The organism is Acetobacterium tundrae (assembly GCF_008086615.1).
In the GTDB taxonomy this organism is placed as follows: Bacteria; Bacillota; Clostridia; order Eubacteriales; family Eubacteriaceae; genus Acetobacterium; species Acetobacterium tundrae.
Genome location: NZ_RXYB01000004.1, coordinates 66,905 through 91,225, shown reverse-complemented (window position 1 = coordinate 91,225; position 24,321 = coordinate 66,905). Strand labels below are relative to the sequence as shown.

The 24,321-nt window shown below is 40.4% G+C and carries 20 protein-coding genes and 1 pseudogene; 2 read left to right on the top strand and 19 right to left on the bottom strand.

Going from position 1 to position 24,321, the window contains the following annotated elements:
* Window positions 1-12: 12 nt before the first annotated feature.
* The 11 genes and pseudogenes from FZC40_RS04775 to FZC40_RS17695 form a co-directional block, all read right to left on the bottom strand.
* Entirely contained in the window at window positions 13-1,086 is a 1,074-nt protein-coding gene (locus FZC40_RS04775; protein ID WP_148602786.1) for a uroporphyrinogen decarboxylase family protein, read from the bottom strand.
* A 131-nt stretch (window positions 1,087-1,217) separates the two neighbouring features.
* Window positions 1,218-2,888, bottom strand: coding sequence for an ASKHA domain-containing protein (locus tag FZC40_RS04770; RefSeq protein ID WP_148602785.1), 1,671 nt, complete (start codon window positions 2,886-2,888; stop codon window positions 1,218-1,220).
* 20 nt (window positions 2,889-2,908) lie between these two features.
* Window positions 2,909-3,934: an MtaA/CmuA family methyltransferase gene (locus tag FZC40_RS04765; protein WP_148602784.1), complete on the bottom strand. Its 1,026-nt coding sequence runs from the start codon at window positions 3,932-3,934 to the stop codon at window positions 2,909-2,911.
* Window positions 3,935-4,058: 124 nt separating this feature from the next.
* On the bottom strand, window positions 4,059-6,185 hold the full coding sequence (locus tag FZC40_RS04760; RefSeq protein ID WP_148602783.1) for a molybdopterin-containing oxidoreductase family protein: 2,127 nt from the start codon (window positions 6,183-6,185) through the stop codon (window positions 4,059-4,061).
* A gap of 55 nt (window positions 6,186-6,240) precedes the next feature.
* Entirely contained in the window at window positions 6,241-7,275 is a 1,035-nt protein-coding gene (locus FZC40_RS04755; protein ID WP_148602782.1) for a uroporphyrinogen decarboxylase family protein, read from the bottom strand.
* A 27-nt stretch (window positions 7,276-7,302) separates the two neighbouring features.
* Window positions 7,303-7,953: a cobalamin B12-binding domain-containing protein gene (locus tag FZC40_RS04750; protein ID WP_148602781.1), complete on the bottom strand. Its 651-nt coding sequence runs from the start codon at window positions 7,951-7,953 to the stop codon at window positions 7,303-7,305.
* A 152-nt stretch (window positions 7,954-8,105) separates the two neighbouring features.
* Entirely contained in the window at window positions 8,106-8,774 is a 669-nt protein-coding gene (locus tag FZC40_RS04745) for a corrinoid protein (RefSeq protein WP_148602780.1), read from the bottom strand.
* Window positions 8,775-8,848: 74 nt separating this feature from the next.
* A complete protein-coding gene (locus FZC40_RS04740) occupies window positions 8,849-10,000 on the bottom strand; it encodes a double-cubane-cluster-containing anaerobic reductase (protein ID WP_148602779.1) in 1,152 nt (383 codons plus the stop codon).
* A gap of 24 nt (window positions 10,001-10,024) precedes the next feature.
* On the bottom strand, window positions 10,025-10,294 hold the full coding sequence (locus FZC40_RS04735; protein ID WP_148602778.1) for a hypothetical protein: 270 nt from the start codon (window positions 10,292-10,294) through the stop codon (window positions 10,025-10,027).
* Window positions 10,295-10,718: 424 nt separating this feature from the next.
* A complete protein-coding gene (locus FZC40_RS04730) occupies window positions 10,719-11,660 on the bottom strand; it encodes a CobW family GTP-binding protein (protein WP_148602777.1) in 942 nt (313 codons plus the stop codon).
* 307 nt (window positions 11,661-11,967) lie between these two features.
* Window positions 11,968-12,093: pseudogene (locus FZC40_RS17695) on the bottom strand (diguanylate cyclase); the annotation flags it as partial.
* A 185-nt stretch (window positions 12,094-12,278) separates the two neighbouring features.
* Between FZC40_RS17695 and FZC40_RS04720 the strand changes: the two are divergent.
* Entirely contained in the window at window positions 12,279-12,545 is a 267-nt protein-coding gene (locus FZC40_RS04720; RefSeq protein WP_148602775.1) for a zinc ribbon domain-containing protein, read from the top strand.
* Window positions 12,546-12,811: 266 nt separating this feature from the next.
* Here the strand turns inward: FZC40_RS04720 and FZC40_RS04715 are convergent, their stop codons facing one another.
* Together FZC40_RS04715 and FZC40_RS04710 are read right to left on the bottom strand one after the other, a co-directional pair.
* Window positions 12,812-14,896 (bottom strand): alpha-amylase family glycosyl hydrolase, encoded by a 2,085-nt coding sequence (locus tag FZC40_RS04715; protein WP_148602774.1) that lies wholly within the window; start codon window positions 14,894-14,896, stop codon window positions 12,812-12,814.
* A gap of 177 nt (window positions 14,897-15,073) precedes the next feature.
* Window positions 15,074-16,663: a PucR family transcriptional regulator gene (locus FZC40_RS04710; RefSeq protein ID WP_148602773.1), complete on the bottom strand. Its 1,590-nt coding sequence runs from the start codon at window positions 16,661-16,663 to the stop codon at window positions 15,074-15,076.
* A gap of 205 nt (window positions 16,664-16,868) precedes the next feature.
* Between FZC40_RS04710 and FZC40_RS04705 the strand changes: the two genes are divergently transcribed.
* Window positions 16,869-17,912, top strand: coding sequence for a uroporphyrinogen decarboxylase family protein (locus tag FZC40_RS04705; RefSeq protein ID WP_148602772.1), 1,044 nt, complete (start codon window positions 16,869-16,871; stop codon window positions 17,910-17,912).
* 60 nt (window positions 17,913-17,972) lie between these two features.
* Here the strand turns inward: FZC40_RS04705 and FZC40_RS04700 are convergent, their stop codons facing one another.
* The 6 genes from FZC40_RS04700 to FZC40_RS04675 form a co-directional block, all read right to left on the bottom strand.
* Window positions 17,973-19,937, bottom strand: a complete 1,965-nt coding sequence (locus tag FZC40_RS04700) for an oxidoreductase (protein WP_148602771.1) — start codon at window positions 19,935-19,937, stop codon at window positions 17,973-17,975.
* 87 nt (window positions 19,938-20,024) lie between these two features.
* The gene (locus FZC40_RS04695) at window positions 20,025-20,921 is read right to left on the bottom strand and encodes a LysR family transcriptional regulator (RefSeq protein WP_148602770.1); all 897 of its coding nucleotides are present in this window, start codon (window positions 20,919-20,921) and stop codon (window positions 20,025-20,027) included.
* Between the two features lie 36 nt (window positions 20,922-20,957).
* A complete protein-coding gene (locus FZC40_RS04690) occupies window positions 20,958-21,431 on the bottom strand; it encodes an HAD family hydrolase (protein ID WP_148602769.1) in 474 nt (157 codons plus the stop codon).
* Between the two features lie 104 nt (window positions 21,432-21,535).
* Window positions 21,536-22,135 carry a hypothetical protein gene (locus FZC40_RS04685; protein WP_148602768.1) on the bottom strand — a complete coding sequence of 200 codons (600 nt, stop codon included), beginning with the start codon at window positions 22,133-22,135 and terminating at the stop codon, window positions 21,536-21,538.
* Window positions 22,132-22,686 (bottom strand): hypothetical protein, encoded by a 555-nt coding sequence (locus FZC40_RS04680; RefSeq protein WP_148602767.1) that lies wholly within the window; start codon window positions 22,684-22,686, stop codon window positions 22,132-22,134. Before FZC40_RS04680 ends, FZC40_RS04685 begins: the two co-directional genes overlap by 4 nt.
* Window positions 22,687-22,690: 4 nt before the next feature.
* Window positions 22,691-24,313 carry a SpoIIE family protein phosphatase gene (locus FZC40_RS04675; protein WP_148602766.1) on the bottom strand — a complete coding sequence of 541 codons (1,623 nt, stop codon included), beginning with the start codon at window positions 24,311-24,313 and terminating at the stop codon, window positions 22,691-22,693.
* Window positions 24,314-24,321: the final 8 nt, after the last annotated feature.

Here is a 24,321-nt window from a genome sequence, read left to right as displayed (position 1 = left end):
ACAATTATTATCTTATTTAAAATTCTCTGGTTTCATCGGATATTTTGAACATTTTCGGGCTTCTTCCATAAATGCCAGTGAATTTTCCAAAGGTGTACCATAAGCAGTATCACATCCGGTACAAATGGTATATCCCTTGGGGCTGTCCCAAGCCTTTTCACAGCATTCCTCAACTTTAGCTTTAACCTGCTCAGGTGTTCCCTGATGCATAATACTAATGGGATCAATATTTCCTAATAGATGTACCTTATCTCCAACTTTTTCCTTAGCCACGCTTAAATCCACCAAATTATCAAGACTAAGAATTTTATACCCGCATTCCACCATCTCTTCCAATACTTTTGTTGTATCACCGCAAATATGACAGCAAATAGGTCCCGGCTTAACCGCCTCGCATCCTTCTACAAAACGCTGGGAATAAGGCACTACAAATTCATGAAACATTTTCTTTGTCAGAATTGTGCCTGATGCCACTGGATCAGCTATTGAAACTCCAAAGCCCTCTTTTAAAAATGGCTCTGCCAGTTGCAGTAAGGCCTGGGTGGTAAAATCCAACAGTTTATGTACTTGTTCAGGTTTTTTATGGAGAGCTTTTAAAAGCTGTTCTGCACCTACTAACGCAGATGCACAGGTAAAAGCGCCAGTAAAGCCCATGCCGCATTTTACCTCATCGCCCAATTCATCTCTTAATATCTTCACCGCTTCAAAGGCTTTTTTCGCAGTGGGATCTGTTTTCACTGTAACACGATCTAAATCCAACATACTCAAATCCATAATATTTTTAATGGGATGTTCCAGAATTGCCGGTTGCTGATGTTCCGGATTAGACATTTTAGCTCCAAAAGCTATTCCCATGCCATGAAGTCCATATTTAGCGGTTACCCCATCGTAACCAAAGACTTCATATATTTTTTCTTGAACATCGGCAATAGAACGGGCATTCTCCTGCTCCTGTCTTCTCGTCCAACCCAAAAGTGAATGGGCAGGAGCACCGTAAAGCATACTAATCGGCATTCTGTCGACCGATTCCCCTTTTACCAAAGCCTGAGCCCTCTCAATAGGGGTCATTAAATCATCCTTGTGCATTATACATACCCTCCTGTTTTTTCATTATAATAATTTTGTCATTGCCAAACTCCGAAATACCAATCGCTCTAGAATTGATGTTTTTTTCTAAGCAGCCATCAATACTCAACCCATTTTTCAAAATAACTTTTTTAAAACTTCATTGCCTTAATAAATAATTTCTCGTAACCGGCCAGACTTGATAGTTCAATATAGCTGACTTCATCGACTATTTTTTCGCCGTTTGCTCTTTCTTCTGTAGATAGCAAACAAAGATATGCTCCAGATTTCGAAGTATTTCCCACATAAGTGATCACATCTTCCAATTCACTGGGAATTAGTCCGGCACCGGTTAAACTTTCTGCTTTTAAATTAGCACCAAACTGACCTGCAACCATGACCTGATCGATTTCTCTAAAAGTCATTTCATTTGCCTGAACCATTGCCTGAATCCCGGAAAGAATCGCTCCTTTTGCAAGCTGCACCTGTCTGATATCCTGCTGGGTCAAATAGATATCATTTTCCTGATCAATAACAAAGTGTTTTTTACCCGCCACTTTTTCTACCAGCGGATGATCAAGCAGTCTTCCGCTTTTCTGTAATATGCCCGTTCTGTTGAGTTCTGCCACAGCGGAAAGCAGTCCGCTGCCACAAAGACCTTTTGGTTTTTCGTTCCCAATCACGGAAATCTCCACACTGATATCAGCACCATCACCTAATAGTTTTACCTCTTCAATAGAGCCATTGGCTGCTCTCATTCCACAGCTGATGTTCATTCCCTCCAAAGCAGGACCAGCGGCACAGGAACAGGCAGAAAGTTTTCCACCCTTTGAAAGCACCATTTCCCCATTGGTCCCGATATCAATAAACAGAATGTTACCGGGATTCTGCTGAATGCTGCAGGCTAAAATTCCCGCTGTAATATCTCCGCCGACAAAAGCCGAAACTGAAGGCAGACAGTATACCAGACATTTTTTTGATACCGGCAATTGCAAATCATTTATTCCACTTAATATCAAGGGGCCTCTAAATCCTGGTGTATAGGGGGCCGTTCCCATTGATGAAGGATCAATTCCGGCCAACAGATGAATCATCGTCGTATTGCCGCCCACTGTAATTTCATAAATATCATTGGCTGTTAAATCATACTCCCTGTAGCATTCTGCAATGATCTTCGCAATTAAATTTTTCAAATCTGTCAATATCGTTTTTTGCTGAATTAATGTCCCGTTTTTCTGGGTCATGGCATAATTTATTCTTGTAATTACATCCTGTCCAAAGATTTTTTGTCCGTTTAAACAGGACATGCTGGTCAGTTCACGTCCGTTTGACATATCAATCAGAGCGGCGACAACCGTGGTCGTCCCAATATCAATAGCGAGACCAAAAAGTCGATTTCTGGTATCTCCCACTTCCCGATCAATCACTTCATTGCCCGCCATAACAAGCGTATTGCCCAGTTCATCGAGGTGCTTGGAAATATATGGTTTTTTAGTAAATTCTTTTAAATAACCCTTGCTGATGATTTTCCCGATGACCTCTTCCGGTTCCAATTCAAGGGTTAGCTCACCCTTAACCGTATGCAGACACGCCAAACGCCATCCTTCGGCTGTTTCTTGCTCTGAAAAGAATTCTTTTTCGGCATCTGCGGGAATAACATTCCCCTTCAAAATTTTCACTTTGCACTTTCCGCAGCACCCCGCCCCGCCGCAGGGTGCATCGATTAAGCTCAGTCCGGTCATGAAATGATACAGATTATCCTCTGGATCACATTCATAAACACGATCTATATCGGCTCCGTTTTTTATAATAATTCTTGGCATCTTTTACTCCCATTAATCTGTTATAAGCTGACATTTTCCTGTTTTGTTGTTTCTACCATAGTTTGAATGTTAATTAAAGGTGTGGTAGTCGATAACCCACAAGCCGGTGCGACAACATCCGCCCCTTTTGTCATGGCGAGCTTCACCAGGCTTTTCACCTTCTCCGAAGATACTTCTCCCAATGCAAAACTGCTTACATTTCCCATTACCGCCATTTCCGGGATAAATGGCTTGATTTCCATAATCGGTACAATGGCATCAAAGCTGAAAATATTGCAGTGAAATTCCGGAAGAATTTGATAGACTCTTTTCAATTTACCACATATATGAACGATTTTTACCGGAACATCCACAGCATCTAAAACTCTGTTGACGTATTTTATGGTAAAATCTCTAAATATTTTAGGACCTAATATTTCACCTGTTCCGCTTGGCTCAGAAATACACACGACATCTGCCCCGGCCGACACTTGAGCCTTGGCATAGACAACCAAGTTTTCAACGATAAAATTCAGCAGTTTTTCCGCATCAACCGGTTTTTTACGGAATTCTCTCATTAAAACAGACATGTCCACTAAGGTACCCGCCGTGCTGACTGGCCCGGTCACATTGCCAATAATCGGCACATCCGTATTTTTAGCTTTTAGAATTTTGATGGTGTCAAGCACCACTTTCACTCTGCCGGAATTTACATCGATCTGTTTTAATAGGTTCACCTGTGAAGTTGATTTTAACGGAGAATCCACCACATGGGGCTCGCAGATCAGATCGCCCATGTTCACTTTTGCTCCCATTGCCTCGGCTTCCACCGTCATGCAAAAGGGCACTCCGTAATTTTCAAAACCACCAGCTTCATTCAAAGCATAGGTAAGCGCTGCCATTTTTTCAGAATCCATATGTGCTTCAGGCCAAAGGCAACCGGATTTCACCATAATATCCCTGGATATCATATTCATCATTCCACCTGGACAGATACAAGGCGGTTTATCAACCTCCTGTTTTCTCGCCACAGCCAAAAGTCTATCTTTTTGTGTAAATTTTCGCATTACTTAGGCCCCTAGTTCCAGAATAAAATATTCTTCTTCATATAATTCTACATCGTCAGATAACATCTGCAATAATTCTTCTTGGCTCTTCATAATTAATCGATCTCCTTTTTACAACTTTTTGTTATTCCAGTTTTTCAATTTGGCAAAGCAGTGCTTTAAAAATTGGGAATCCTGAAATCGGATCTCGATTACTAAAATCCGTCAGCTCATTTACATTGCTGTCTTGCCATTCCTTTACCTGAATGCCAGTACCGCCGCCCTGATTGACTTCAACCGAGCCTGAAAGAACATTTTCGGTTACTTTTGCCCAAAAATTCACTTCTCCTCTTTTCGTCTTAATCCTTACTTTGTCCCCTTGTTTAATCCTTCTTTCGTCGGCATCTTTCGGGTTGATTAAAACCTGTGGTTTATCCTGAATTTTCACCAGACTGGGAATACCTAAATGCTGTGAACGAAAAGTGGATTGGATTCTTGCGCCGGTATTGAGAATTAATGGGTATTCCTTAAAAGCCGCTTCATTGCTGTTTGGTCCTTCTATTGGATCAACATAAACCGGAAGACCTTCATAACCGTTTTTCTCCAGCAGAAAAGATCGAAATTCCACCTTCCCGGATGGTGTTTGGAAACCTGGCTGTCCGTCAGCACGGAGCAAACCTTTTTCGTACTTATTATATTCCACTGGCTTTTTAGGCAGCTGGATTCCATCTTCACTTTCTTTCAAACGCTCAAGAAGTTCCGGATTTTTTGCAAAGCCTCTGGTTAATATTTCTTCTTCGCTCTGGGGATAAAGATGACCGAAGCCCAGTCTTTTTGCCAATTCTCCCATAATCAAAACATCATTCTTCGCTTCCCCGACCGGTTCAATAACCTTCCTGCGCAACCGGAAATAACCGCCAGGATAACGCTGATAAGAATCGATTTCAAAATAGGTTGTTGCTGGAAGAATAACATCGGCAAAAAGGGCATCTTTTGTCATAAAGCGGTCGATCACCACCATTAAATCCAGGTTTTTATAAGCATTCTCAAAAATCTCCGGTTGCGGATAGGAGGTTAAGGTGGACGAGCCGTTGATGATCAGCCCTTTTACTTGGTATGGGTCGCCCTGCAACACGGCTTTCGGAAATTCCATAAAATGAGCACTCCCGATAAGTTCATAAAAAAGAGGATATTCTGCCGCTCCAAAGGGCTTTAATTGCGGACGGGGAATATCAACTGGGGCCATCGGAAGTTTTGGCGGCAAACCAATGATCAGCCCTCCGGGAATATCAAGATTTCCGGTTAACGCCCAGAGAATAAATACCGCCCGAATATTCTGAACACCGCTATTACTGTATTCAAGCCCAGTATAGGTACGTAAAGTAACTGGCTTTGATGTTACTATTTCACGGGCCAGAGCCACGATCTGTTCGTTGGGAACACCCGTGATTTTTTCTACCGCTTCCGGCGTGAATTGTTCAACATAATTCTTTAACTCATCAAATCCCACCGTCCAGTTTTTCACAAATTCTTTGTCATAAAGATTTTCGGTGATGACTACATTGATTAAACCCAGAGCTAGGGCACCATCCGTGCCGGATCGTACCGCAATCCACTGGTCCGCACGGGTAGCAATATCGCTTTTCATTTGATCGATGGCGATAACTTTTTTTCCATTTTTCTGGGCATTAACAATCCGTTTAAACATAAACGGCGGAGAATCAGTAACCGGATTGGCGCCCCAGATGACGATCAGATTGCTGTTTTCAAAATCCGGAAGCAAACCTGTAGCCGGTATTCCAAAAGTTGTTAAAGGTGCCAGCAATCCGTAAGAAACATAACATAAGGATCCATCACTTGCGGCATTGGGAGAGCCAAACGCTTGGAGTAGATTTAAAGAGAGCATATCAACGCCATTATAGAAATCGCCCATGGCCTGTTCAAATGCGCCCCTGCCTGAGTGGCTGGCGATAGCCTGGGGTCCAAATGCTTTGCTTATGTTCTTCATTTTGTCTGCCACTAAATCCAGGGCCTCATCCCAGCTGGCTTCACGAAAACGTCCTTCTCCTCTTTCACCGATTCTAATCAGCGGTTTTTTTATCCGATCAGGCGAATAGACAATTTCAGGTGCCGCTTTCCCGCGTATACAGAGATTACCAAAAGGTGTATTTTCCGCAGCTTTTACGGAAATCAGAACGCCATCCTCAACCTCAGCCTGTATTTCACAACCTCCAGGACATACCCCGCAAATGGCTTTTTTAAATTCACTCATTATTTACAAAACCTCCTTTTACGCAAAATGACCGCTCATAATGCGGCCTTGTTCGCTATTTTTTGTACAATACTTTTTCTGCGGCTCTCGCCGCCTGTACCACTTGTCTGATATTCTCAAGCGGTGTCAACGGCGACATATCGCAATCTCCACTAAGGATAAAGCCCCCGTTTTTTCCGGCATCCAGACAATCCTGATAGGCAATCCGATATACTTCTTCCGGAGTTCCTTCCATTAATACCGAACTACAAGGAATATTTCCCATAATAGCAACCTTATCTCCGTATTTTTCTGCAATATTTGCGGTCACAGTATCAGAGATATGCCATCCGTCTCCATATTCCTGTTCCACTAAATCCAATCGGTCATCATATTTCCCACAGGTGTGAATCACTAATTTTGCTCCGGCATCATGAATCCGTTTGTTGAACCTTTTATTGCTTTCCCAGCAGCATTTTTCATAGGATTTTCTGGAGATGCAATAACCGCTGAAGTTTGGCATCGGCGACCACAAATAATCTACGCCTGCATCAATTAATTTCTGTGCTCCCGAAAACACCATGTCTTCCATGGTATTAGCCAGCGTTATGAACAGATTCGGATTTGTTATCATGCTTTTAAAGGCATTTTTCCCGCCCATCATATTTAAAGCAATGGAAGCTGGATTCAAAATAATGACATAAGCCGGCTCATCAGGCTGTTCTCGCCGCATAATTTCCAATGTTTTTAAACCCCCCTGCAAATTCATACATTGATCGGGATCATATGGTTTAAGTTTTTCAATATCTTCCAGACAATGGATCGTATCTTCACCATTTCCTGATGCTACCCCACCGCTGTTCTCCATATGCCCGGCTATCATTGCTGGAACCAGAACATAATTTCCACAACACAATCCATCAAAGCCCAATTTTTCTCGTGTTCCCATAACACATTCTGCCCACTTTTCCGAGCTTGCAAAAATATCCATCATCGAATATCCGTATTGAGCAGCAGAGAAAGTTACTGCATTTAACATAACCGGGATATAATCCGTTCCTTTGTGCTCAAGTATATTTTTTGTAATTTCACGTTTGTTTAATTGGCCCATTGTTATCCTTCTTTCTCAATTATATTTCTATGTCGTTTTTAACAGCGTCTCTACCAAGCGTACTGCCCCAATTGCTGAACTGGAATATCCGTCTGCACCAATTGAATTTGAAAAATTCTGTGATACCGGCGCTCCTCCAATAATGATTTTTACTTGCTTGCGGATGCCCTTTTTTTCAGCCAGTTCTATCACCTTCTTCATCTCTTGCATGGTTGTGGTCATCAGCGCCGACAAGGCGATCATATCGGCATTCTCTTCGATAACGGCGGCTACAATTTTTTCGCTTGATACATCCCGTCCAACATCCACCACCCGGTAGCCATAGGTTTCCAGCATAATCTTAACTAAATCTTTTCCGATATCATGGGTATCTCCCTGAACCACTGCCAAAACAATTCTACCCTGGTTATCATCCTTTTTCGCCTCTGGTAAGTATTTTCTGAATTCCTCGATCCCGTTATTCATGGCATCGGCACAGACCAGTAATTCCGGAATGTAGTATTCTTCTTCATCAAATAGTACACTTGCCCGTTTCATTCCGTCCACCAATCCATCCAGCATGCCTTCCTGGGGATCATATCCTGCCTGAATGTATTCCTTTACAATATTGACAACGCTGTCTTCTTCCATGTCTACGACACAATCTGATAATTTTTTTAGAAATTCTTCTTTTGTCATTTTTTATTTAATCCTTTCTCAATGTAAGATGCTGGGAAATGATACCAGTATGCAAACCCCACATGTTTTTTTTGATTTCATGCTAATTAACACTGGCTAGTCTAGCACAAAAACTGAATTTAAAAGACCCAAATATTTTTTAAAATTCTGCATTAAGCGCCTAACTCCACGGCTTCATTCTCCATAAGACTGTTCACCAGCTTCACCGCTTCTACAGCGTTGGCGGAATAACCATCAGCACCAATTTTTTGTGCAAAAGCTATGGAAATGGGAGCACCTCCAATGATTACCTTTACTGAATCCCGAAGGCCTTCTTCTTTAAGTTTTTCAATTACTTTCCTCATTCCTTGCATTGTGGTGGACATTAAGGTAGACATTGCAATGACATCTGCCGCTATTTCCTTTGCCTTGTCAACGAAATTCTGTAACGGAACATCTCTTCCTAAATCATACACTTCATATCCTGCTGCTTCCAACATAACCCTTACCAAATTTTTACCAATGTCATGGGTATCGCCTTCAACAACACCAATGACGACTTTATATTTTTCTTTAGCATCGACTTTCTCCAGAAGCGGTCGTAAAACACTTAAGCCATTGTACATGGCATCCGAACAAATCAACAGTTCGGGAATATAATACTCTTCCTCTTCATATAAAACGGCTGCTCTGTTCATCCCATCTACCAATCCTTTTAAAATACCTTCCAAAGCAGGATAACCTGCATCGATGTAGTCCTGGGCAACTCCTCCAACCAGCTCATCTTCCATGTCTACTACATTATCAGACAGCATTTGTAAATATTTCTCTTTTGTTATCATTTTCAATACCCTCCTTAGTTTTAGATACTGTGAAATATAAAACTTGAATCAATTTCCGGTATAACCATTTTTACTTAAAGCATTTCTATAAAAGCTGCCATTCTGGTATTTATTTGACCAATATCAGATGTGGAAAAATCCGTTTCCAGCGATATATAAGATTTTTCTTTCTTATCATTAACAAAACGTTTAATGCTTAGGGTTTCCACATTGTAAGTATGACAAGCCGTTAAGATCATGTCCACTACTCCGTCCACCTGATATTCATCAATCATGCGATCCAGAAGTTTTATTCGATTGGGGTTGGGTGTCATACAGGAACAACCAATCGCAAGGTATTTTTCAGCTAAAGCTTCATAAACATCCGGATTGCTTTCATCAACTAAATCCTCAACCGTTTTCGCTCCACCACAGCTTTCAAAAGCAACAACAACCGCACCATTATCTTCAATGGCTTTAATAACTTTTTCTGTTGCCCCGCCAATTGGACATCCGGTGATTAAAATACGGGGCTTTTTTGAATATTTCTTTTCTTCCTTGTATTCTGCAAGAACTTTTTTTCTAGTGTCATCTAATTTTTCTGGAATGAGCACGCGATTAAATTCGAACCCAGTGCCCATCATTACCTTGTATAAATCCTGACCCAGCATCGGTACCGGATCATATTTAGATAATTCATAGAATTCTTTTAATGCTTTTCGTTCTTTGTTTTTCACAACAATAGCTTCCTTGATAGCTTCCTCAGTGATAGTAACACCAAACTTTTTTTCAAGTGTTTCTTTTAAACGGATGATTTCTTTTTTCCAAAGTTTCAGACCCTCTTCGCTTTGACAATTGGGGAGCTCCATAACGTAAACCGGCTTGATCTCCCCAAGATATTCATACATTTTTTTCTTTCCATCACAGGTTGTTTCCCCAACCACCAGATCTGAAAAATAAAAGTATGGACATTTATCGGTTTTGCCAAATCCGTAGCTTGATTTAATAAGTGGGCAAAGATTTCTGGGAAGATCCTTTTCCGCTTCAGCAATTGTCTCATCTGAAAAGGCACAAAGACTGACGATTGCCGCTCCCATTGCCATCGCCACTTCTTGTGGAAAATAACCGCAGAATACTCCAATAACCGGCACGTTTTGATCTTTTATTTTTTTTACAGCCAGAAATCCATTTCTTCTTGCTTCCGCAAACTCCTCAAATACAGCAGGTAGTTCAGTTTGTAATTTCATTGTTACACTCTCTTTCATTTTTATTTAAATATTATCATCACTTAAATCAGCCACTCTCTTCAGCAATGGGTAGGTAAATTTGACAGCCATCTTCTCAGTAAATTTCGGGCCCACGATATTAACACTACTTGCAGGATCAGCATAGGACGCAATTGAAACTCCGACTTTCTTTGCTTCTTCAAAAACACGGTACAGATTATCACTGATGATTTCATCGCTAAAGCCCGATGATTCTGCTCTTTTACATTTAAAATCCGTCAGTTTTTTGAATTTCATTTCTTTTACTTCATCCATCTTATTTATCTTTTCCAGACCTCCTCATATTGAAAATTGCGAAATAAAAAAAATCTTGTTTTAATCGCAACCGCCGATCCACAAAAAAAGCTGGCCTGAAGATGCCAACCTTAATAACTATCCATTTAATCGGTTATTAATAAGCAGTTAATTAAACACATTGTTATTATTTTAACATATTTGATATTCAACAAACGCTAGAGTTTCTTAATATAACAAAGTGTAATATCATTTAATTCAATATAACTTTTTGTTATATTGAATTGTTATTCTTTATTAGTCAAATATATTATTCTTACTTTAATAGGTGTACATTTTTTCAATAAAAAAAGTTGCGCTGTCTTATATAAAGACAGAGCAACAATCATTTGTTTGATATCGTATAATTACCGATTTATAAATTGGTTCATCCAATTAAAATAGACTAGTATCCTTCAAAAATCCTGGCTAGATTCTGTTTATCCAGATTACTGCCGATAATACAGATAAAATCACCTTCAGCAGATGTTTCTGTAATTTGCAAATCACCATGAGTATACTGTAAATTTATGTAACCATTTTCTCCAGAAACGATCCCTTTCACTCGCAATATGGCCCCCTGAAAGATTTGTTTCATTTCCAATATTCGTTCCCGCAGATCATTTACTGTAAATATTCTCTTTGTAAACAAGGTAAGCGTATCAAATATTTCTTCAGCATCATGATGATGTTCATGTTCATCATGTTCAGAACCGCCGCATTCATGATGCTCGACACAGCTGTTCCTATTTTTGTGATTATTTTCGCAAAACAAAATTTTATCGATACTAATATGCGCCCACTCCTTCGAAAAAACAAAAGCATGCGGGTTTATCGACTTAATCAATTCACCGGCCTTCGCTGCCTTATCTGGAAAGGTCTCGCCATGACTAAGCACAATTACATCCGCATTTTTTATCTGGTCTTCAAAAAATTCACCAAAGTCTTCCAGATAGATTTCGAAAAACTCTGTATCGACCACCGTAATTTTTTTCTTTACCTTGATGTATTGATTAATCTGTGAATGATTACAGGCCTTAACAATATCTGAAAGTTTGGCAATGCCAGATGGTTCAATGATAATTTTGTCTGGCTTAAATTTGTCTACAATTTCCCTGATGGACGCCACAAAATCCCCTTGAAGACTGCAGCATATACACCCAGAATTAATTTCCTTTACTTCTACGCCGTCAGATTTCAACAAAGCGGAATCCACACTTATTTCACCAAAGTCATTTTCAATCAGTATAACTTTATCTTCTTTAAATGTTTCTCTTAAAATTTTTTGAATAAGCGTTGTTTTCCCCGCTCCCAAAAATCCAGAAACAATATATACATCTGTCGTCATATAATTCTCCCTATTTTGTCTTAGTGTGTACGCATTTCTTATCATTTCTTTTTTCTATTGAAAACACTTTGCTAATACTACGCAAAACTATTCTATTTCTTCAAAAGCTCAATAATTAAAATTATCTAAGTTACCATTTTCAAATTTATTATTGCATACTTGACAAATTTCTTCAAATTTTATTATTAAAATTACTATCTTTGAACGACGCAGTATGCGAAACGGGACATCACTTAAGGTTTGTGATGTCCCGTTTCTATTTCAAAAACTTTTCTCTATCCTTCTTACAGTTACAGTTCATACAATCATCATTTGTTAGTTTTAATCCATTGACATCTGAAACAATCAGTGCTAACGGTAAATTTCGCTCAATATTTAATCTTTGCATTTCAATATCAAAAAAGCGACGATTATAGAGACCAGTAAGATGATCGGATATGATACGGAGAAAAACATATCCGATGCTAGAATTTTCAATAACTTTTTTATAGATATCTTGTTTCATCTTTTTCCTGTATCCTGGCGGAATATCTATACCGGATACTAACCCATTGAAAACAGCAGAAATTGATGATATTATGTAATCATTCTTATTATAATATGATTGGAGGTATCGACATGAGTGACCAGCTATGTCAAAGTTGCGGTAAACCCATGGGTGAAACGGACAAATTATATGGTACTGAAAAGAACGGCGAAAAGAGCCAGGATTATTGCGATGACTGCTATAAAAACGGAGAGTTCACAAGCAATATCTCAATGAAAAGAATGATTGAAGTCAGTATTCCTTTCCTGATTAAAGAAAAACCGGAAATTCCGACTGACGAAGCAAGGGTAATAATGGAAGCATTTTTCCCAACACTAAAGCGTTGGCGAACGGATTAATCTTAAATAGTCTGAAATTACCGGGTCGAAGCGTGATTCTCAACCTGATGTTTGTTGATTTATTTACAGCTTAAAAGAGGGTGACAAAGGAAACTTCCGTTTCCTTATCACCCCCAACCTGACCAAGTTTTGATTCAATAAAAATGATTCGCGTTTTTTCCATTCAGCCGCATTAATTAAATATGAATGAACCTTATCTGAATTTCAAAAATTGCCTGATGCTTCGCTTTGTCAAATTTTTTCGTGCATAATAAAATTTTTTATTATTATATTTTTTTCAATACCATCGCGGTTCGGCATGGTGAATAGATGAACAGCCCCATAAATTCCGGATTCACCTTCAAGGGATGAGATTCATAGGTTTCGTTATGGGATATACGTTTAAATCCACCGAATAACGCTTCATCTGTATCCATAACAACCTGGAAGCGGCCATTTTCATGGACTGGTATTTCCAGCTCTGAATAGGACTCAGTTGGATGGAAATTAAAGATAAAAATGCAGTCTTTTTTCCTGTAGGCAATAATCTTTCGTTCCTGGTCCAGCCATAACAGCTTAGGCACCACGCTTATCAGGCCATTTTTTTCCATAAAAAGGATCATGGCTCCATCAAAATATTTGAGTTCTTCGTAGCGCAATGACGGATTGTCAGCAAGACTCCACTGTCTGCGGCAGTGCTTGTAACTGTGACCATTTTCCTCCCTGGGGAAATCGACCCACTCCGGATGTCCGAATTCGTTACCCATAAAGTTCAGATATCCATCAGAATTAGCAGATATCGTGATGAAACGGATCATCTTATGCAGTGCTATCGCACGATCAATGACAAGATTTTGGCTTTTCTTAGCCATTTGTGAATACATATCCTGGTCCGCCATGCTGAACATAAGCGTCTTATCGCCAACCAAAGCCTGATCATGTGATTCAACATAATTGATGCGTTTTTCTCCTGGTCGTCCGGTAGTCAACGCATACCAAAGTTCATTCATGTTCCAATCGTTGTCATTCAGCTTGATTATTTTAAACCAAAAATCCGGTATTCCCATCGACAAACGATAATCAAAACCGATTCCGCCATCTTCAATCGGTAGGCACATACCGGGCATACCGCTCATGTCTTCGGCTATGCTGATTGCCTGAGGATTTATTTCCTTGATCAACTCATTCGCAAATTGCAGATAGGTGATGGCTTCAACATCAGTATTTACGCTGAAATACTTACCATAACTATCGAAGTTGCTTCCCAGTCCATGATCATGATAGATCATCGAGGTTACCCCATCGAATCGGAAACCATCCAAATGATATTCTTCCATCCAGTATTTTAAATTTGACAGCAGGAAATGAATGACTTCATGTTTTCCGTAATTAAATAGTTTCGAATCCCAGGCGCTGTGATAGCCCTTGCTGCCAGTATGAAAGAACTGATAGTCGGTACCGTCAAATTCATTAATCCCTTCGTTGATATTTTTGACAGCATGTGAATGCACAATATCCATCAGAACCCTGATTTCCAAGCAGTGAGCTTTATCGATCAGAGATTTCAACTCATCCGGGGTTCCGAAGCGCGATGAAGCAGCAAAATAATTGGAAACATGGTAACCAAATGAACCATAGTAAGGATGCTCCATCAGGGCCATTATTTGAATCGTGTTATAGCCTAGCTCTTTGATTCTCGGCAGAATATTTTCCTCAAATTCTTGGTAAGTTGCGACCGCCTCTTTTTCCTGAGACATGCCAATATGCGTTTCATAAATAATCGGAGCTTTTGTGTGATCGCTTTGAAAATCAGAATCCTGCCACTTGTATTTGCGATAAGGATTCCAGATTTGCCCACAGAAATCGTAGCTATCCGGATCTTGTACCGCTCTATTGATATATAAAGGGATCCGGTCCCGACCATGGCCATTGTGTATAACATAAACTTTTACTCGGGATTCATGTTTCAATGACTCTTTCCCGGGAATAAATATTTCCCATACACCGTTTTCCTTCTTGACCAATTGATGAGATGTTCGGTCCCAGTTATTGAAATCACCAATTAAGAACAACGCATCTGCAGCTGGAGCCCATTCCCGGTAATACCAACCTTTGTTCGTACAATGAAAGCCAAAATAATTGTACCCGTTGGAAAAATCTTTGAAGCTGTCACCTTCACCGAGAAGCGCTTTTTTTACATCCCGATAGCAATCTATTCGCAGTTCCAAATCCCTCTTGTAAGGATTTAACCATGGGTCTATATCCAGTATTCCGAGTTCAACTTCGGGTGCTGACTGGGCATGTGAATCCGGTATTGTTCCCTTTGCCTGTTCGCGACTATTTTTCTTGACAATAACTTCCTTTTCTCGCATACATATTTCCTCTCACTTCATCATTGGAATATTAGCAAATTAAATTCTAACCAGTGCCGTTTTTTATATGAATACTATTACCTGGGAACTAATCTTGTCTTTAATATTACCACATAACTACATTCATTCTAATTCTTATTTTTCACTTCCTAATTTTTGCATTATCCTTGATATAGTTCAGTCAATTTCTAATATTTTACAAGATAGATGGAGATACAGCATTTTATCTTTATCATCATAGTCAATACCGGTCAGTTCTTTCAGTCGCTTCAAACGGTAAACCATTGTCGCCTTATGAATATACAGCTCTTTCGCCGTTTGCGTTGCATTTCTATGATTGTCCAGATACGTTTTCAAAGTTAGGTAATAATCGGTTTTTTTGCGCCTGTCATAGTTTTTGAGCACGGTCAGTTCAGGTGCACATAATAATTCTGCCGGCATTTTATGACAGGCTTCCTGAAGCAGATAATTTAATGCGTAGTCTGCGAATTTGTGACACCAGATGGTTTCATTTCTCTGAATACCCTGATTCACTGCAATCTCAGCCTGAAGATAATAAAACGACAACTGCATAAAGTTGGAACAGAGATTGCTGACGCCAAACCGGAAATTGCAGTCGCGAATAAAAAGAATGAACTCAGCAAAGAACTTATCAAGAGACGGATAGATACTTTCCTGTATAATCAATATCAAATGATCATTTCTGTCAATTGAATAAACACCGACAAATTTTTTTTCAATGTAACGGCAGTAGTAAAAAGTACTTTTGTCCTGTATATTTGATGGATAAAGAAGCAGATAGCCAATATAACAGCCTTCGTCTTTCAGCCAGCCGTTTCTAAGCAGAGCACTATCCAGTTGACTTTTCTCAACTCTTTCATCACTGATAATTTGATTGAACAGGGAAATCAAACTGCTGCTTTTTTCTGAGTTTCCTTTGTCTTCTGTCGCCGTCTGATAGTTTTGATTGATCAAGAGCTGCAGCGCATTGCAAAGGATCTTGATCAATTCATAATCCCCGGGACTGAATGACTCATTACCCAGTTCATCAATGATAATAATTCTGCAAAAAAAATCACCATTGACAAAGATATCCCGGCACAGTGCATCGGAATTGAGAATGCCCGCCGGATACAGGAAAGGTTCCTGCTTATTAAATGACGGTTTGATATAATCTTCATTTTTCAAATAATTGAATGTCTCCAACGGCACCTGGGAACCGCTGCCGCTGTAGTCCAGACACGGACCAGCAGCCGCGAGATACTCCTGATTCTTATTCGCAACATAGATGGACTTGCCAAAAATGGGGACTGAATAGTCCATCATTTCCTGAATATCATCATTCTCAACGGCAAGATAAAGATTTTGCTGCCAAGTTTGATATTGTTGAAAAATGTCATAGATGCTGTGAAAAACGCGATTGTAAAAATGATGTCCTAAAAAGTTGCTATCATCACCGGATACCGTATTTTTGATAAAGCAGATATAGGAAATACAGTGTTGTTCAAATTCATCTGCCATACGATTAAGCGCACAAATCACAGCGTCTGATTTTTCGAGTCCTTGAATGATATCTGCATTAACTAATAAATCGCACCCCGGATCCATTAGATAAAGGGTCCCATTTCTTATTACCGTTTCCGTATCAATCGAACAAATCCCCGATAATTTCATTGTTGAAAAATCGGTTTTTTCTGAATACAACAGCGTAAAATCCTGAAATTCATTTTTTAATCCCTTTATGATTAATTCCGGTGATATCTGCATTAACTTGTTGCCTCCCTTTAATTTGCCATAACCTTATACTTATTATATAAGGTTAATCGATAATTATCAATATAATGGTATGATTTACAAATACAACAGTAAGGTTTATACTGATTTTGGCTTGATTTATATCGTTTACATAAGCATCTCCAAATACATTGGTATATTAGGCTAAACTATATATTGAAGAAAAGAGGTATTCATTATGGCAGCACAGCGTACACCCAAACAGAATTTTTTAGATATGGCAAAAGGTATTCCTTCTGACACTCTCATGCAATTTGCCTATGGGCCAAATCCGTATTCCAAACGTCCACTGATGACGATGTTTTGCGGACCGGGATTTTTAAATCAGCATCGCAGTCCTGAAGGCGGAAAAGACATCTGGGGAGTCAATTATATCACAACCAAAGATACCGGTTATTCAGGCATGCCGGAACCGAATAATTTTATTCTCAAAGACATTACCAAGTGGCGCGATGTGATTACAGCACCTGATATTTCCGGCTTTGACTGGGAAAAAATGGCTAAGAACGATATGGACTTTCTGGCAAAAATGGGCATTAATCCAGATGAAACAGCCATGATGTACAGCATGCACTTTGGCTATTTTCAATTGCTGATGTCCTTTATGGGCTTTACCGAGGGTCTGTGTGCAATTTATGAAGAACCGGAAGAAGTAAAGGCACTGATGGAGTACCTTTGTGATTTCTATACCGAAGTCGAAGCCAAATCATTCGACTATTATCAACCGGATCTAATTGAAATCGTTGATGACACGGCTGCCTGGGGAGCACCTTTTATCTCGCCAGATCAGTATCGTGAACTTATCAAACCATACCATGCCAAAGAAGCACAGTTTGCGCTGGACCGAGGACTATCAGTTGCCATGCATGACTGTGGCAAGTGCGAAGCCTTTATTGATGACTGGCGAGATTTTGGCGTTCAGTACTGGGAACCGGCTCAGACCTGTAATGATCTCCTTGGCATTAAGGAAAAATACGGAAGTGATTTAATTGTCATCGGAGGATTCGATGCCAATGGCGAGTTGATTAAGCCGGAATGCTCAGAAGAAAATTTCAAAAAAGCAGTCAATGATGTCATTGACAACCTATTGCCCGGAGGAAATTATATCTTTGATGGATGGCTTTTTGGTGCTCCTGATGATGAAGCCGTTAATAATAAAAACAAATGGCTGACTGAGGCTGTTGAAGACTATGATGTTAAACGATACCGAAGCAAACTATAAATTATTTGCATAATTTAGTGGATTAGTTACCTTAAGGTGACTAATCCACTTCAGTCGATACTAGAAACGACCGATATTCCGTGCTGTCATGAAGGCCTCAGTATTTGCACTCGTAATATCTCTCGGAGCGATACAGTCTCCAACCAGATAGAATTCCGGGGCGCAAAAGTTCAAGGCAATCGTTTCATCACGTCGTGATTTCTGACCAACAGCGTAGATGACGGTATCGGCTTCAACTATTTTTTCAGCCCCTTCTACCTCACACAAAACGCCGGCAGCCTTAATTTCTTTGACTTTTGTATTATAATTGATGATTAAGCTGCGTTTTTTTATTTCTACTTTAAGACCCAGCATATGCAGGAAGTTTCCACCGTCATTAACATGATCGGTTGCTTCGACGATCTCAACTTTTTTACCATTGGCAATCAGATGAAGACCCAGCTCAACCCCAACCAGACCGGCACCAATGATGACCACTTTATCGCCGATTTTATCAACGGCAGTGTAGGCATCCTGGGCACACATGACATTGGCATTGTCAATTCCGGATATCCGAGGTTTGACCGGCTGCGCCCCAAGAGCCGCAATGATGACATCGGCGTTGATCTTTTTGGCATACTCCGGCGTTACTTCGGTATTCAGATGCAGATTGATGTCTGAAGCATTAATCCTTTGGGCCTGTTGGCCAAGATAGTACTCCAGATTTTTCTTGAAAGCAACATCCTCTTCACAAAGCAAAACGCCGCCAAGACGGTCGCTTTTCTCACAAAGCACGACTTCGTGTCCCCTGTCGGCACAGATCAGAGCCGCCTGCATCCCGCCGATGCCCCCGCCGACAACAAGTACTTTCTTTTTAAAAGCCGGCGGAATCGCAAACTTCATTTCCAATTCACGGCCGGTCTCAGGATTAAGTGCACAATAGGGTTCGCCGTTTGTCAGCTCGCTGGAAAAACATGAGAGACAGCGCATACATTTGATCACCTTATCTTCTTTTCCGCTGCGTACTTTATTCGGAAAATCCGGATCGGCTAACAATCCCCGAGCCATTTCGACGATATCGGCTTTTCCCGATGCAATGATTTCTTCCATTAATTCCGGATCATCCAAAGCACCGACTGTTGCAACGGGTGTTCTGACATGTTTTTTGATTTCAGCCGCATATTCAACATTACAGCCATCTTCCAGAAACATGCTCGGATGGGTCACCGGAAATACTTCTTCGATTTCGTGATTGCCGGCCGAAACATGGATCAGGTCACAATGGCCGTCCAGCTCTTTAGCAATTGAAATACCATCTTCGACATCAAATCCTCCATCGTAGCATTCTGAGCCACTGATCCGAACTTCAATCGGGAATCCCGGGCCTACGGCCTTGCGGATTTCATCGCAAATTGTCACCAGCAGGCGGGCGCGATTCTTCACATCCTTACCGCCCCATTTATCTGTTCTGCGATTGGTTATCGGTGAAAGAAACTGGTGCAGCATCCAACCATGTCCGGCATGTACCGTCACCATGCCAAATCCGCACATCTTTGCAAGCACTGCTCCATCGACAAATTTTCGGATGGTGCGTTCAATAATCGCTTCATCCATTGGCCGGATGGTTCTTCCGCCCAGTTCGCATTCTACCGGACCATAGGCAATTCCTTTTGATGAAGCTCCGAAAAAGGACAGATCCCGATTGGCAAACATGCCGGTGTGCTGCAATTCAAGCGATGCAACCGCGCCATAAGTTTTAACTCCATAGGCTATTCGCGAAAGATTATTCTTGATATTCGGGGTATCCAAACAGATATGAGTAGCCCCGCCCCGGCCGAACTCGCCATCCACGATGCCTTCAAAAGACGTTACCGAAGCAGCTCCGCCTCTGGCCTTACGTTCATAGTAGGCAGCTGCGCCGTCATTCAAGTAACCGTCTCCATTTAAATTCTGATAACCGGTCGGTGACGCAAAAATTCGATTACGAAACAAGGTACTTCCTAAAATAATTGGTGAAAAGAGATGCGGATATTTGCAATTTTCCATTTTCAATACTCCTTCTTAAGCAGATAATTTAACATAATTATACGCGTTCAGTCAATATCTGTCTAATATAAGGATATGATTGCGTTATTAGAATAACTTATGACCGTTTTTCTGGATCAGCCTGATGATTCGTAAAATATAATCGTTGCTGTTATCCTTCAGCCAGGCCAGATCGATCCGGTTTATATGATGCGTACCTTCCAGTTCCACAAAACAGATGTTTTGAAACATTTTTTCAGCATATCCTCTCGAAAAAAATGCCACGCCAGTGTTAGCGGCAACCTTCAGAATGAGATTCTCACAGGTTTTGACCTCCTGAATGATATTTGCTTCATAACCATCCATCCGGCAACATTTGATCATATTCTCGTAATTTTTTTGACCATAATCCGGATCAAGCATTATCAGCTTCTCATTTGCCACATCGATCGCTCTGATTTTTTTCTTTGCCGCAAGAGGATGCTTTTTGCTGACAATCAATCCCATCGCATCTCGCATCAGCGGAATGGTTTCAATCTGTTTAGACTGAATCAGATCATAAGAATAGGCGATAACCATATCCATAGACCGATTCAAAAGAGCTTCACGGATCTCCCTGAAGTTGCTTTTATCAAAGGTAAAATTAAGATCCGGGTAGGATTCCTGAATCATACTGACAACAGGTTCTATCACTGTAAATTCCAACGGCCCAGCATATCCCATATTGATATCCAGCTGACTTCTACAATGAATTTCTCTTGTTTTTCTTTCAATAGCATGATATTGTTCAATGAATTCTTTACACGCTTTATACAGATACACACCAGCTTCGGTTACCGCGAATTTGTTTTTCGAACGATTGATCAAAGTTACCCCGATTTCTTCTTCTAAACTGGCAATTTGCTGACTGATACCAGACTGGGATACACAAACGCGTTTTGCTGCCTTTGTAAAGCTTGCCTCTTCCACAACACAGATAAAATATTCTATCTTTCGAATATCCATTGATTATTCTCCCAGGTCAAAAATCCAGATTTAATTTTACGTTCTTAGCGTGGCGACGATACGATCATTTTTCAGCAACAGTTCCAGTGCATCAAGCGGATTGCTGACGATGATATCGGCGGCATTCATTGATTTGGCACAGCATCCTTCGCTGCCAATTATACAAATTGAAAGAATGCTTTTTTCAAACATGGCAAGGTCATTTCTGCCATTTCCAACGGTAATGGTAGTCTCAGGGCCAATGGTTTGAACGAACTGCATTTTATTCGCGGAAATATTTTCTTGGCTGAACACATGGATGTCAAGTGGTAAATTCTGGCATTGCCTTACTGCCGTCCCAAACGTATCCGCAGTCAGAACATAAAGATGAACCCCGCGCTCCGATAACGCCGTTATTTTTTCATTTACTCCAGCCACCAAAACCCCATCAACCGCAAGCGTTCCATTAAAATCAAACACAATATTCTTCACTTTGATTGTTTCATAACCGGGAATATCTAGTACTAGCATCTTTTCTTCACCTCTTATATTTGTGACGATACTGAATCGTTCAGCATCGATAAATTTAAGTATCGCAGGGAAATTATCGGCCAAATCATTGCCAGTCACACACTTTAAGGCTGGTCACCTTTGCTGTTTGTCAATAAATCTACTGAAACGCCCATTACATCTATCGTTTTTATTGAATGAAATTCAAGCCTCTCGTAAAAGATTTTGTTGTCTTTTATATTGCTGTTCTCTAGATAAATTGGGCATTCACTGAATTTTCCGATGGCATATTCCATCAGCAAACGACCCGTTCCCTTCTTCACAGAACCGATCATAAACAGGTAATGATGCTCCCGTTTATAATGATAGCGCTCGGTTATCAGTCCTTCATTTTTCAGCTTAATCAGGCTTTTGACCTGGGTTATCATTAAAAATTTGAATATTTCCCCAAACATTCCGCTTGTAAGCGCATTGCGGATGCTGAAAAATGGTGTGCCCTTAAAATTCCAAATTGAAACCCCGACAATTTCATCATTGACAACAGCCGTATGAATTTCGCCATTCTCATTAAAGTAGTCAAGCATCAGTTTTAAATACCGGCGAAGTTCTCTCTCGTTCTGAAAAATAGCTTGATACAAAGGATCATCTTTAAAAGCAGCCGTTAAAATATCCGTGGTCCCGGCAAGATTATTTTTGTCCAGTTTTTTGTCCCTTATTACTATCATATCCGCCTCAAAAATATTTCTTTATCAATTTCAAAAAATGTGATACCGTCTCTCGTCCAAATATCGCTTCCCCCGAAAGAAGACAATATTCTCGCTCCTTTTGGAGTAATTGCATATCCAAATATCCGATTGATAGGGTATCCGTCTTGATGCTTTTTTCTCAGATAATTTCGCGTCGACTCTAGTATTAACTTTGAGACCCCCTGATGGCGGAAGGGTTCGTCGATAACATGATCAAACAGTAGTATGTTATTTTCCCTTCCTTTTTTCAGAGGCTCGATTTCGCTATCACTGAGGTTATCGTCAATATATTCTTGTTTATATACTGCCCGTTCGTAAACAATAGGGTCAACATTGAAAAAACTGATAAACCCTATCAGCGTATCGCCCGAATAGGCGGTAATGATGCTGTCACGGCATTTTAAAAAACGTTTCAACGCCAAGCCTTCATTTGTCAGAATTTCGTTGCCAAAAATCTTGCAATCAAGTGCAAGAATAGAATTGAATTCTTCAGCGGAAAGTTCATTGCCATATTTAATCGTCATTTCCATTGTTTTACTCCTCGAGCTTGAATCCAAGCATGGTGATGTCATCAAACTGAGGCGCAGTGGCGGTAAATTTGTCAACATCGTCTAAGATGCTCGAACACAATGATTTGATATCATGTTCTTCTGTTGAACCGATTAGTGTCGTCAAACGATTTTCACCGTAAAATTCCTGTTCCGGATTGTTGGCTTCTGGAATACCGTCAGTATAGAGATAAATGATATCACCTTTTTCGATTTTCGATTCATTCATCGCGTACTTAGCAGTCTCAAGACCGGCACAGACAAATCCTTTTTTTCCGGTCAGCATTTCAACCGCTCCGTTCTTTTTCCAGATAATTACCGGATCATGTCCGGCATCACACCACTGGAAAACACCCGTTTTCACATTAACAATCGCAATAAACAAAGTAACAAACATTCCCTGCTCGTTGTTTTTGCACAAACTGATGTTTGCTTCCGTCATTGCTTCGTCAACTGGCAAATGCCGAAGCACAAGATCTTTTACCGTGGCTTTGGTCATTGCCATAAACAGCGCGGCCGGAACACCTTTGTCTGAAACATCACCAATGACAATACAAAAATTGTCCTCATCTACAAAGAAGAAATCATAGAAGTCGCCACCGACATTTTTGGCCGCCCGCATGGATGCATAAATCGTAAATTCGTTTCTGTCTGGAAAATCGAAATTATGTGGCAGCATGCCGTCCTGTATCAGCGTTGCGATGCGAAGCTCAGTTTCAATACGCTCTCTCTCTGAGGTTACACTTGTCAACTCGTTAATATACCGAATGATGTCGCTTGTCATTTTATTGAAAGCATCCGCCAACATTTCGATTTCGTCACCGGTCTTTACATTGATATCCAATGCGACAAGCTCGCCCATGTTTTCATCAATATTGTTATTTACAAAATCCGTGGCGTTGTCGACAATGACCTGAAGGGGATTGATGATTGATTTGTTCAGGAAAAGCAGATAAATGCTAATGAAAATAATAAAGATCAGCGCTGCAATAGCAGATACGAAAATAATGTATTTGCTGAGCGTACTGTTAATGTCCTGCATCGACATATCGGCACCCACGACCAGCACCGGGTTTCCTTGCGCATCCCGCAACACATCAAAGGCACTAATGAGGTAGCCGAATTTACTTTCGTTGGTAATATAAATTTTAGCCGCATCGGGGTTTGTAAAAAGTTCGTTTGCCGCATCAATATCCTTTTGAGGATAATAATCGGTACCCAAGACATCCCCGAGCACGAAATTTCCGGTGTCTCCGGGCTTGGTGCCCTGTGCAAAGACATCCAGTCCTTCTTTCGTCGGAACATAAGCGTATAGATATTCAAGATTGTTTTGTTCCTGTATAATTTGAAATTCCTTGACAAGAAGATCATAGTCCGCATCCGTTTGCTTTGATTCATAATACTGATTGACTTTCTCCAGCGGCACGAGGGTTGCCGCGGTGTCTACAAGAGAAGTAATGTTCTGTTCATAACGTGCAAACATCGCATCACGGAAACTGAAATAGGAAATAATAATGATGATCACACAAAGCACCATTGCCAGAATCATACTTGCTGTTGAAAATTTGGTTTTAAGACTTATTTTTCGAATACTCTTTTGCTCTTTCATAAATACCA

Bases quoted from the DNA above. Each gene is read 5' to 3' on its own strand.
- FZC40_RS04750 (WP_148602781.1), bottom strand. From the start codon at position 7,953: ATGACAAAAGAAGAATTTCTAAAAAAATTATCAGATTGTGTCGTAGAC.
- FZC40_RS04735 (WP_148602778.1), bottom strand. From the start codon at position 10,294: ATGGATGAAGTAAAAGAAATGAAATTCAAAAAACTGACGGATTTTAAA.
- FZC40_RS04685 (WP_148602768.1), bottom strand. From the start codon at position 22,135: ATGATAGTAATAAGGGACAAAAAACTGGACAAAAATAATCTTGCCGGG.
- FZC40_RS04770 (WP_148602785.1), bottom strand. From the start codon at position 2,888: ATGCCAAGAATTATTATAAAAAACGGAGCCGATATAGATCGTGTTTAT.
- FZC40_RS04700 (WP_148602771.1), bottom strand. From the start codon at position 19,937: ATGGAAAATTGCAAATATCCGCATCTCTTTTCACCAATTATTTTAGGA.
- FZC40_RS04765 (WP_148602784.1), bottom strand. From the start codon at position 3,934: ATGCGAAAATTTACACAAAAAGATAGACTTTTGGCTGTGGCGAGAAAA.
- FZC40_RS04705 (WP_148602772.1), top strand. From the start codon at position 16,869: ATGGCAGCACAGCGTACACCCAAACAGAATTTTTTAGATATGGCAAAA.
- FZC40_RS04675 (WP_148602766.1), bottom strand. From the start codon at position 24,313: ATGAAAGAGCAAAAGAGTATTCGAAAAATAAGTCTTAAAACCAAATTT.
- FZC40_RS04760 (WP_148602783.1), bottom strand. From the start codon at position 6,185: ATGAGTGAATTTAAAAAAGCCATTTGCGGGGTATGTCCTGGAGGTTGT.
- FZC40_RS04740 (WP_148602779.1), bottom strand. From the start codon at position 10,000: ATGAAATTACAAACTGAACTACCTGCTGTATTTGAGGAGTTTGCGGAA.
- FZC40_RS04730 (WP_148602777.1), bottom strand. From the start codon at position 11,660: ATGACGACAGATGTATATATTGTTTCTGGATTTTTGGGAGCGGGGAAA.
- FZC40_RS04680 (WP_148602767.1), bottom strand. From the start codon at position 22,686: ATGGAAATGACGATTAAATATGGCAATGAACTTTCCGCTGAAGAATTC.
- FZC40_RS04775 (WP_148602786.1), bottom strand. From the start codon at position 1,086: ATGCACAAGGATGATTTAATGACCCCTATTGAGAGGGCTCAGGCTTTG.
- FZC40_RS04710 (WP_148602773.1), bottom strand. From the start codon at position 16,663: ATGCAGATATCACCGGAATTAATCATAAAGGGATTAAAAAATGAATTT.
- FZC40_RS04755 (WP_148602782.1), bottom strand. From the start codon at position 7,275: ATGGGCCAATTAAACAAACGTGAAATTACAAAAAATATACTTGAGCAC.
- FZC40_RS04690 (WP_148602769.1), bottom strand. From the start codon at position 21,431: ATGCTAGTACTAGATATTCCCGGTTATGAAACAATCAAAGTGAAGAAT.
- FZC40_RS04745 (WP_148602780.1), bottom strand. From the start codon at position 8,774: ATGATAACAAAAGAGAAATATTTACAAATGCTGTCTGATAATGTAGTA.
- FZC40_RS04715 (WP_148602774.1), bottom strand. From the start codon at position 14,896: ATGCGAGAAAAGGAAGTTATTGTCAAGAAAAATAGTCGCGAACAGGCA.
- FZC40_RS04695 (WP_148602770.1), bottom strand. From the start codon at position 20,921: ATGGATATTCGAAAGATAGAATATTTTATCTGTGTTGTGGAAGAGGCA.
- FZC40_RS04720 (WP_148602775.1), top strand. From the start codon at position 12,279: ATGAGTGACCAGCTATGTCAAAGTTGCGGTAAACCCATGGGTGAAACG.